The sequence below is a fragment of the Shinella sp. HY16 genome (genome assembly GCF_028534175.1).
GTDB lineage: Bacteria > Pseudomonadota > Alphaproteobacteria > Rhizobiales > Rhizobiaceae > Shinella.
The window spans coordinates 4083587-4092887 of record NZ_JAHYXL010000001.1 but is presented as its reverse complement, the minus strand read 5'-3'; the positions used below and the strand labels follow the sequence as shown (position 1 = coordinate 4092887).

Here is a 9301-nt window from a genome sequence, read left to right as displayed (position 1 = left end):
CTTGCCGCCTTTCATGCGTCCTTCGCCACGTCGGCATTCCTGCCGGCGCCTTTCATGTTTGCCACCCCCCGGCCGTGCCGAGCCATCGCCCGGTCCGGGAGCTGGTGCCCCGATCATGCCGACCCCCTACATTCGGCACGAACCTGTTTCCCAAACACAATTCGGGTCCATCGGATCCGTTGTCATGCCGGATCATCAAGCCCCGTCTGTGGCCGCGCCGCTCACTCCCTCGTCGAGCGTACGGCGGGCATGCCCTCACCATCCGGATCGTCCTCACGACCCTTGCAACCGGCGCAACCAATAGTCACAAAAACCCTCGCCAGTGTGCGGTGAGGCACCTGGGGCAAGTGTTGCCGATTGGATGATTTTACGAAGCGGAGCCGCTCCGTCACAGGGGACAAACAATCACCGCTGTCTTCATGAGACAGTCTTGTCAGCGATCATTTTAAGGCTGTGTCCGCGCCCCCTGTGGAAAGCATTTAGGCAGGATCAGGCACCAAGATCAATCACGAATTTTACGCAAAATTAAGGGGCAGCCGTTGACTCGCAAGCGCGTTCCTGACTCGGAATCGGGGGGCCAAAGGAGAATCTGTTAGGAATCAATGGCTTTGTTTTCGGGTCCTTTTCGGAACCCCCAAAAAACGAAAAAAATAAAAATTCGCTTGACTCAAATTGCTGTCAAACTCCCGCAACGAAAGGCGGAAGAACCTCACCCAACCTCCTGCAAGTAACTGAATTTAAAGGATTTTCTTCGTCACTCTTTTGACACGATCAAGCCTTGCACATTCACCATGGCCGGGTCAAAAAACCAAAGAAAAAGCCCGGCGCAAGCGCCGGGCTTTTTCTAATATTGCATAGCTCGATGGAACTATCAGGCCGACATCGTCTTCACGCGGTTCGCCAGACGCGACACCTTGCGGGATGCTGTATTGGAATGGAGCACACCCTTCGTGGCGGCGCGCATCAGTTCCGGCTGGGCAGCCTTCAGAGCGGCAGCGGCGGAAGCCTGATCGCCGGAGGCGATGGCCTCTTCGACCTTGCGGATGAAGTTGCGGACGCGCGAGCGGCGCGACTTGTTGACTGCGGTGCGCGCGGCGATCTTGCGGGTCGCCTTCTTTGCCGAGGTTGTATTGGCCATTTATGCCTCTCTTCAGAAATCTGACACAAACTCCACCCTCGCCGTGCCGGGTCACTGCGACCTGTCATCAAAGCAATTCGGGAGCAATATCGGAAAACCTTGGAATTCGGCTTTCCAAACTGTGGGCGGCGTATAGCGGGAAACCACGGCGACGTCAACGCGGATTCTGCAAGAAACGCCAACCGCGGTCTCAGCGATGCCGGAAGGCCGGCTTGCGCTTCTCGATGAAGGCCGCCATGCCCTCCTTCTGGTCTTCCGTGGCGAACAGCGCGTGGAACAGGCGGCGCTCCGCGCGCATGCCCTCGGCCAGCACGGTCTCGTAGGCGCGGCCCACCGCCTCTTTCGCCAGCATGGTGGCCGGCAGGGAGTAGCCGGCGATCTTCTCCGCCGCGGCCAGCGCCTCTTCCAGCAGCTTTTCCGGCGCCACCACACGAGCGACAAGGCCGGCGCGTTCGGCTTCGGCCGCATCCATGAGACGGCCGGTAAGGATGAGGTCCATCGCCTTGGCCTTGCCGATGGCGCGTGTCAGGCGCTGCGTGCCGCCCATGCCGGGGATGACGCCGAGCGTGATTTCCGGCTGGCCGAACTTCGCCGTCTCCGAAGCGATGATGAAATCGCACATCATGGCAACCTCGCAGCCGCCGCCGAGCGCAAAGCCGCTGACGGCGGCGATCATCGGCTTGCGGCAGGCCGCCACATCGTCCCAGCCGGCGGCAAGATCCTCCATCATGGCGTCGGCGAAGCCATAGGGCTGCATCTCCTTGATGTCGGCGCCGGCGGCAAAGGCCTTTTCCGAGCCGGTGATGACGATGGCGCCGATGCCGGCATCCGCCTCGAAGGCGGCAAGCACGCCCTTCAGCTCGTCGAGTAGCTTGCGGTTCAGCGCGTTCAGCGCCTGCGGCCGGTTGAGCGTGACGAGACCGACGCGCCCGCGCGCCTCCACCAGCAGGGTTTCATAGGTCATGGTTCTCTCCTCTGTTCTATTTCTGGCAGGCGGCGCAATGGAATGTCGATCGGCCGCTCTGCACGATGCGGCCAATCGTGCCTGCGCAGCCCGGCGTGCGGCAAGGCTCCTTCTCGCGGTCATAGACGGAAAAGGAATGCTGGAAATAGCCGAGCGAGCCGTCGGCGCGGATATGGTCGCGCAGGGTCGAACCACCCGCCTCGATGGCATCGGCGATCACCTGACGGATCGCCTCGGTCAGGTAGACGAGTTCCTTCTTCGGCTTGCCCGCAGCCGTTACCAGCGTGCCCGCCAGCCTTTCCGGCGAAAGATGCGCGCGCCAGAGGGCTTCGCAGACATAGATGTTGCCGAGGCCGGCAATATTCTTCTGATCGAGCAGAGCAGCCTTCAGCGGCGTCTGGCGGCCGCGGAACTTGGCGGCGATGTAGTCGGCATCCAATGTATTGCCGGTCGGCTCGGCGCCGAGATCGCGGAAGAAGGCGTGGGCGGCGATATCTTCCCGCCGGGCAAGGTCCATAAAGCCGAAACGGCGGGGATCGTTATAGATGACGCGGCGCTCGCCTTCCGGCGTCTCCAGATGAAACACGACATGATCATGGCGCGTGTCCTTGCTGCGGGGAATGTGGAAATCGCCGGGTGGCTCGGCACCCTCCACCCGGAAGGAGCCGGACATACCAAGATGGGCGATCACCACGTCTCCGCCGTCGATATCGATGAGCAGATACTTGGCGCGGCGGCCGAGCGAGACGACACGGCGGCCGGACACCGCCTCGGAAAAGGCCGGCGGGAAGGGGAAGCGCAGGTCTGGGCGGCGCAGCTCCGCCCGGCGGATCGTCGCTCCCTCCATGACCGGGGCAAGGCCGCGGCGCACCGTTTCCACTTCCGGCAATTCCGGCATTACGTTCTCCTTCGATTTAACCTTGAGCGCATTTGCCGCGGCGCGGCATTTCCCTCTCGGCAATCTATGTCCTATATACCCGGCGAAGCGACGGGTGCTGTGCGTGAGATAGCGCGGCCCCGGCCAATTCGCTATGGTCTTTGCGGCAATCCGGCTGCGACAGACCGGCCCATGGAGACGACGATGACGGAACAGCGCACATCCGCGGACGGCGGCATGGAAACCTCCTACGGGTTTCGCGAGGTGCCGCAGGGCGAGAAGCAGGCGCTCGTCAACGACGTGTTCCACAAGGTGGCCAAGCGCTACGACATCATGAACGACGTCATGTCCGCCGGCCTGCACCGGGCCTGGAAGGACGCGATGATCGCGAGCCTCAATCCGCGCAAGGATCCGTCCTACAGAGTTCTGGACGTCGCCGGCGGCACGGGCGACATCGCCTTCCGCATCGTGGAGGCTTCCGACAAGCTGGCCCATGCCACCGTGCTCGACATCAACGGCTCGATGCTGTCGGTCGGCGCCGACCGGGCGGCGAAGAAGGGCCTTTCCGCCAATCTCGATTTCGTCGAGGCCAATGCGGAGGAGCTTCCATTCGAGACCGGCAGTTTCGATGCCTATACGATCGCCTTCGGTATCCGCAACGTGCCGCGCATCGATGTGGCGCTGTCGGAGGCCTACCGCGTCCTGAAACGGGGCGGGCGCCTGCTCGTGCTCGAATTCTCCGAAGTGGAGATGCCGCTGCTCGACACGTTCTACGAGACCTGGTCGTTCAAGGCGATCCCGCAGTTCGGCAAGATGATCACCGGGGATGCCGAGCCTTATCAGTATCTCGTGGAATCGATCCGCAAGTTCCCGAACCAGCAGGATTTTGCCGCGATGATCCGCACCGCCGGCTTCTCCCGTGTCACCTTCACCAACTATACCGGCGGCATTGCGGCGCTGCATTCGGGCTGGAAGCTCTGAGCATGGCCCCGTCCTCCTGCAAGCGGCACCGTTCCGCATGAGTATTTTCGGTGCCTATCTTCGGCTCGCCCGCGTGGGCTGGGTTCTCGTGCGCGAGGGCGTCGTCTCGGCGCTGCCGACCGAGGGCATGCCGCCGCTCGCCCGCACCGCGCATACGCTTGCCGGCCTCTTCGAACGCCGTCGGGCTTCGAAGGAGGACCGCAGCGACCGCCTCGCCCGCGCCATCGAGCGTCTCGGCCCCTCCTATGTGAAGATGGGCCAGTTCCTGGCGACCCGGCCCGACGTTGTCGGCGCCGAGATCGCGGTCGATCTCTCCGCCCTGCAGGACCGCATGGCGACTTTTCCGCGCGAAGCGGCCGTTGCCACTGTCGAAGGCTCGCTCGGCCGGCCGCTCGACGATCTCTATGTGAATTTCGGCGACCCGATCGCCGCTGCCTCCATCGCGCAGGTCCATCCCGCGACGGTGCGCGACGCGACCGGCGAACGCAAGGTCGCCGTCAAGGTCATCCGCCCCGGCGTGCGCCAGCGTTTCGCCCGCGATCTCGAGGCGATGTATGCGGCCGCGCACCTCCAGGAACGCATCCTGCCCAACACGCGCCGGCTGAAGCCGGTCGAGGTGACGCGCACATTGGAGCAGACGACGAAGGTCGAGATGGATCTTCGCCTCGAAGCGGCCGCGCTTTCGGAACTCGGCGAGAACACCACGGACGACCCCGGTTTCCGGGTGCCCAAGGTCGATTGGGAGCGCACCGGGCGCGACGTCGTCACCATGGAGTGGATCGACGGTATCAAGATGTCCGATGTCGAGGGGCTGCGTAACGCCGGCCATGACCTCGACAAGCTGGCCGACACGCTGATCCAGTCCTTCCTGCGCCACACGCTGCGCGACGGCTTTTTCCATGCCGACATGCACCAGGGCAATCTCTTCGTCGATCCCGAAGGCGTGATCGTCGCCGTCGACATGGGCATCGTCGGCCGGCTCGGCAAGAAGGAGCGCCGCTTCCTTGCCGAAATCCTCTACGGCTTCATCACGCGCGACTACCAGCGCGTCGCCGACGTGCATTTCGAGGCGGGCTACGTGCCCTCGCATCATGATACTGCCAGCTTTGCCCAGGCGATCCGTGCCATCGGCGAGCCGATCCACGGCCAACCGGCCGAGACCATCTCCATGGCAAAACTCCTGACCCTGCTTTTCGAGGTGACGGAACTCTTCGACATGGAGACCCGCACCGAACTCGTCATGCTGCAGAAGACCATGGTGGTGGTGGAAGGCGTCTCGCGCACGCTGAACCCCCGCTTCAACATGTGGAAGGCCTCCGAGGGCGTTGTCGGGGACTGGATCCGGGACAATCTGGGGCCGAAGCGGCTTTTGACGGACCTGCGCGACGGCGCCCATGCCGCCCTGCGGCTGGCCGAGGCGGCCCCGGAAATCGCGGCCAAGGCGGAAAAGCTTTCGCAGGATATCACGAGCATGGCCGAAAAAGGCCTGCGTTTCGATGCAGAGACCGCCGAAGCGATCGGCCGCTCCGAGGCGCGCCACAGTCGCTCCGGCCGGCTGGCACTCTGGATCATTGCTGCAACACTCATCTATATCGCCTGGACGCTTACCTGACGGGTTGCTCTCCGCGCGTTGACAACACCGAAAAATTGCATCCATATCGTCGCCTTCGAGGGTGGACGAATAAGAAACATGCGTGTGTTGAAGCTGGGCGTTTCGGCCCTCGCGATCGTTGCGGGCTTTTTTCCGGCGTCGGCCGAAATTCTGCCGCGCGGCGCAACCGTCGATGGCGCCGTCGTGGATCGCAAATCCGGTGAGGAGGTGCGTTTCGTTGCGGTGGACAACTGGCGCGGCGTCGAGGTCAACCAGGACCTCCTTGCCGGCGATACGCTTCGCACCAATGCCATCGGCAGCCTTGCCATCCGCTTTGCCGACAACACGCTGGTGCGCATGGCGCGCGAGACGGTTTTGCGCGTGCGCAAGATCGACGGCGCCTCGGACAGTTTGCTCAATCTCGAAGGCGGCACGATCTGGGGCCGGGCGGACCGCGGCGGCAGCGGGCTCACCGTCGACACGCCCGCGGCGGCGGCGGCCATTCGCGGCACGGACTGGACGCTGCGCGCCGAGGGCGACCGCACGACGCTGACCGTGCTCGAAGGCACGGTGGAGCTATCCAATGCGCAGGGCACGGTGACAGTCGGCCAGGGCGAAGGCGCCGTGGCGCGGATCGGCGAGGCACCGCGCAAGTACATCCTCGTCAATCTCAAGGAGCGCGAGCAGGTCCTGCTCTACAGCGAGGTACGCGGCACCTTCTCGAGCCTGCCGATCAGCGGTGCGCAAAGCACCGAAGCCCGCGCCGAGCGGCGACGCATCCTCGATACGCCGGAAGCCGGCCGCAGCCGCGAGGACTGGCTGAAGCTTGCCGAGACGGCGCTCGCCTATGACGGCAGGGCCGCAGCCGAAGCCGCCCTTGCCCGCCTGCCGCGCCCGCTTCCCGCCGCGCTGGAAGCCCGCGCCAACCTGGTCGAGGCGATGATCGCCGGCCAGGCCACGCGATATGACGCGGCGATCCGGCTTTTCCGCAAGGCGATGCCGCATCTTGCCGGCGAACGGCGCGCCATGGCGCAGTACGGCGCGTGGATCGCCCTCTCGCTGGAGGATCCCGACACCAGCGCACGCCCTCCCGTGCTGAACCGCACGCCGAAATCGGCCGGCGAGGCCCTTGCCCAGGCCACCGTCATCGCCAACCTGCAGGGCGAGGTCGAGGCGATCGCGTTCCTGCGCAAGGCCGAGCAGCGTTTCCCGAAGGATGCGACCCTGCCCGCCATGCGCGCCAGCCTTGCCTATGAACTCGACGATCGCGACGAGGTGCGCGCAGCGCTCGACCGCGCCGGATCGATCGATCCGGACGATCCTGCCCACCTGCTTGTCAGCGCTCGGTTCCGTGCCACCGTGTCGAGCGACGTCGACGGTGCCCTTGCCGATCTCGACCGGGCGGTGAAGGCCGCCCCCGGCGACGATGCGGTGTGGAACGAGATCGGCATCCTCAAGAGCGACCGCAACGCCATCGTCGAAGCCAATGCCGCCCATCGGCGCGCCATCGCCCTCAACCCGGAAAACGCTGCGCTGCATGCCAACCACGCCCGTTTCCTGATGGACAACGACCAGATGGCAGCGGCAAAGGCGGCGATCGACGCCGCCGAAGCACTCGACCCCACCTCCTACGCCGTGCTTGCCGCCAAGGGTCGCTATCTGCTGCGCATGGGCGAGACCGCGGAAGGCGAGAAGGTCTTGCAGGAAGCCGCGGCCGTCAATCCGACGGCCGGCGACGCGCTGATCGGCCTTGCCATCGCCAACTACCAGAGCGGCGCCGATGCCGAGACCGCCCAGGCGCTCGACAATGCCGATCGTTTCGACAAGGACAATCCGAGCATCGCGCTGATCCGCGCCGGCATCGCGATCGATGAGTTCCGCGCCGACGACGCCATCCTCGACGCCCGCGAGGCGTTGCGCCGCCGCCAGGCACGCGGCGGCTACTATTCCGGCTACGACACCAACCGGCAGGTCTCCTCCTATCTCGGCGTGGCGCTCGACAATATCGGCCTCACCGAATGGGGCCAGTTTTATGCCGACCGGTCCTACGACCCCTTCGTCTCCACGACCTATATTGACGAGGCGACAGCGGGTGGCGGCAGCCCCTTCGTCAATACGCCGCTTTCCGGCCTCGACCGTTCCGCCTCCGGCGGGTCCTCCATCGCATCGGAACTTCAGGCCCGGCTCTTCGCCCCCCTGTCCATCGCTTCGGAGGAAAAGCGCAACAGCCTCGAGACCCGCAACTTCTTCGAGGCCTCGCTGGGCGGAACACTCACAGGCTACGGCGCCGATACCGGCTGGGCGAGCGACATCCTCCTCCAGGGCACGAGCTATACGCCCGTGCCGGTCAGCTACTATCTGCAGGGTAGCCTCTTCCGACCGGAGAGCGCCCGGGAGAACGACGAGAACGACCTTCTGGGCGGTCTTTTCCGGATCGGCATCAAGCCGATGCTGACCGACAGCGTCTACCTCTTCGGCAACAGGATCCGGCAGGAGGTCGGTTATCCCGGCCAGACCTCCAATCCTGCCCCTTTCAACGACAGCGTGACGGATGCTACCGAGCTTGGCGTCGCGTGGAGCCATGTCATCGGCGAGCGCAACGTGGTGCAAGCCTTCGCAGTCAACCGCCGGGTGGATGACCTGACTCGATCCCGCTCCACCGACAACAGCGTTGTCCCACCCGTCGTCTATCGCATCAATGAAAGGTCGCGGGAGGACATCTTCACCTATGGCGTCGGTCATCTTCTGGGCATCGGGCCGCTGACACTGCGCTACGGGATAGAAGCGGCAGAAAGCGATTTCCGAATTTCCGCGACCTCGACCAACCTGACGACCGGCGAGATCGAGGACCTCGGCGTCGCCAACGGCGGCAGTTCGACGACACAGGCCTATATCGACGGCTATCTGGAACTTTCTGATAGCCTGCAGATCCAGGCAGGCGCGTTCCAATCCCGCTTCGACGGCGACAGCCCGCGCTGGGGACCGGTCGACTACCGGCTCGGCATCGCCTTCGCGCCGAACGACAACCATTGGCTGCGCGCCTACTATCGGCAGGATACGCAATTCGCCAGCAACTATACGCTTTCGCCCGTCACGACGGTCGGGCTTGCCCCGATGGAGCTGCCGCTTTTCCGGGGCGGGCAGACGCGGACGACGGCGGTGCGCTGGGATGCCGAGTGGAACGAGCGCTTCTTCACCGCGGTCGAGTACCAGCACCTGCGCTTCAACGGCCTGACGCTGACACCGGAAGACTTCATGGCGAGCTTCCTGACGGACACGGGCAAGATCGACCGCCTGCAGATTAGCGCCAACTACTGGGTCGCCGACGGTCTCGGCGCCTTCGGCTCCTTCACCTGGAACACCAGCAAGGACACCACAACCGGCTGGGCCCCCTCCTTCGACGTGCCGCTGGTGCCCGACTATGTGGCGCAGGCAGGCCTGACCTATGTGCACCCTGCACGCTGGACGGCAACGCTCGCCCAGAACTTCGTCGGTCCGCGGCTCGGCTCGCAATATTACGAGGAGGACGGCGCACCGGGTGGTCGCACGCTCGACAGCTACTGGACGACGGATGTCGCACTGACCTGGAAATCGGAGAGCGGGCACCTGGAGGCCGGCCTCAGCGTGCTGAACATCTTCGACAACGACATCGAGATGGCAGATCGCCTGCCCGGACCCGGCCGCACCTTCCTCGCGACGATGAAGGCGCGGTTCTGACGGGACGCTTGACCGGCCTTTGGCGGGCGCTAG

The 9301-nt window shown here is 64.5% G+C and carries 6 protein-coding genes; 3 read left to right on the top strand and 3 right to left on the bottom strand.

What is annotated here, in order from left to right; genetic code table 11:
- Window positions 1-871 precede the first annotated feature (871 nt).
- The 3 genes from rpsT to mutM all read right to left on the bottom strand — a co-directional run bounded on the left by rpsT (window position 872) and on the right by mutM (window position 3000).
- Entirely contained in the window at window positions 872-1138 is a 267-nt protein-coding gene (gene rpsT, locus K0P03_RS20070) for a 30S ribosomal protein S20 (RefSeq protein ID WP_023514010.1), read from the bottom strand.
- A gap of 190 nt (window positions 1139-1328) precedes the next feature.
- Window positions 1329-2102 carry an enoyl-CoA hydratase gene (locus tag K0P03_RS20065; protein ID WP_023514011.1) on the bottom strand — a complete coding sequence of 258 codons (774 nt, stop codon included), beginning with the start codon at window positions 2100-2102 and terminating at the stop codon, window positions 1329-1331.
- 16 nt (window positions 2103-2118) lie between these two features.
- Window positions 2119-3000 carry a bifunctional DNA-formamidopyrimidine glycosylase/DNA-(apurinic or apyrimidinic site) lyase gene (mutM, locus tag K0P03_RS20060; RefSeq protein ID WP_023514012.1) on the bottom strand — a complete coding sequence of 294 codons (882 nt, stop codon included), beginning with the start codon at window positions 2998-3000 and terminating at the stop codon, window positions 2119-2121.
- A 183-nt stretch (window positions 3001-3183) separates the two neighbouring features.
- On the opposite strand from mutM, the gene ubiE reads away from it, so the two are divergent.
- From ubiE to K0P03_RS20045, 3 genes are all read left to right on the top strand, one after another.
- Window positions 3184-3960 carry a bifunctional demethylmenaquinone methyltransferase/2-methoxy-6-polyprenyl-1,4-benzoquinol methylase UbiE gene (gene ubiE / locus K0P03_RS20055; protein WP_023514013.1) on the top strand — a complete coding sequence of 259 codons (777 nt, stop codon included), beginning with the start codon at window positions 3184-3186 and terminating at the stop codon, window positions 3958-3960.
- Window positions 3961-3997: 37 nt separating this feature from the next.
- Window positions 3998-5572 (top strand): 2-polyprenylphenol 6-hydroxylase, encoded by a 1575-nt coding sequence (gene ubiB / locus K0P03_RS20050; RefSeq protein ID WP_023514014.1) that lies wholly within the window; start codon window positions 3998-4000, stop codon window positions 5570-5572.
- Between the two features lie 78 nt (window positions 5573-5650).
- Window positions 5651-9268, top strand: coding sequence for a FecR domain-containing protein (locus tag K0P03_RS20045; protein ID WP_272790425.1), 3618 nt, complete (start codon window positions 5651-5653; stop codon window positions 9266-9268).
- Window positions 9269-9301 lie beyond the last annotated feature (33 nt).

Coding starts and splice junctions, on each gene's coding strand:
- rpsT (WP_023514010.1), bottom strand. CDS start 1,138: ATGGCCAATACAACCTCGGCAAAGAAGGCGACCCGCAAGATCGCCGCG.
- K0P03_RS20065 (WP_023514011.1), bottom strand. CDS start 2,102: ATGACCTATGAAACCCTGCTGGTGGAGGCGCGCGGGCGCGTCGGTCTC.
- mutM (WP_023514012.1), bottom strand. CDS start 3,000: ATGCCGGAATTGCCGGAAGTGGAAACGGTGCGCCGCGGCCTTGCCCCG.
- ubiE (WP_023514013.1), top strand. CDS start 3,184: ATGACGGAACAGCGCACATCCGCGGACGGCGGCATGGAAACCTCCTAC.
- ubiB (WP_023514014.1), top strand. CDS start 3,998: ATGAGTATTTTCGGTGCCTATCTTCGGCTCGCCCGCGTGGGCTGGGTT.
- K0P03_RS20045 (WP_272790425.1), top strand. CDS start 5,651: ATGCGTGTGTTGAAGCTGGGCGTTTCGGCCCTCGCGATCGTTGCGGGC.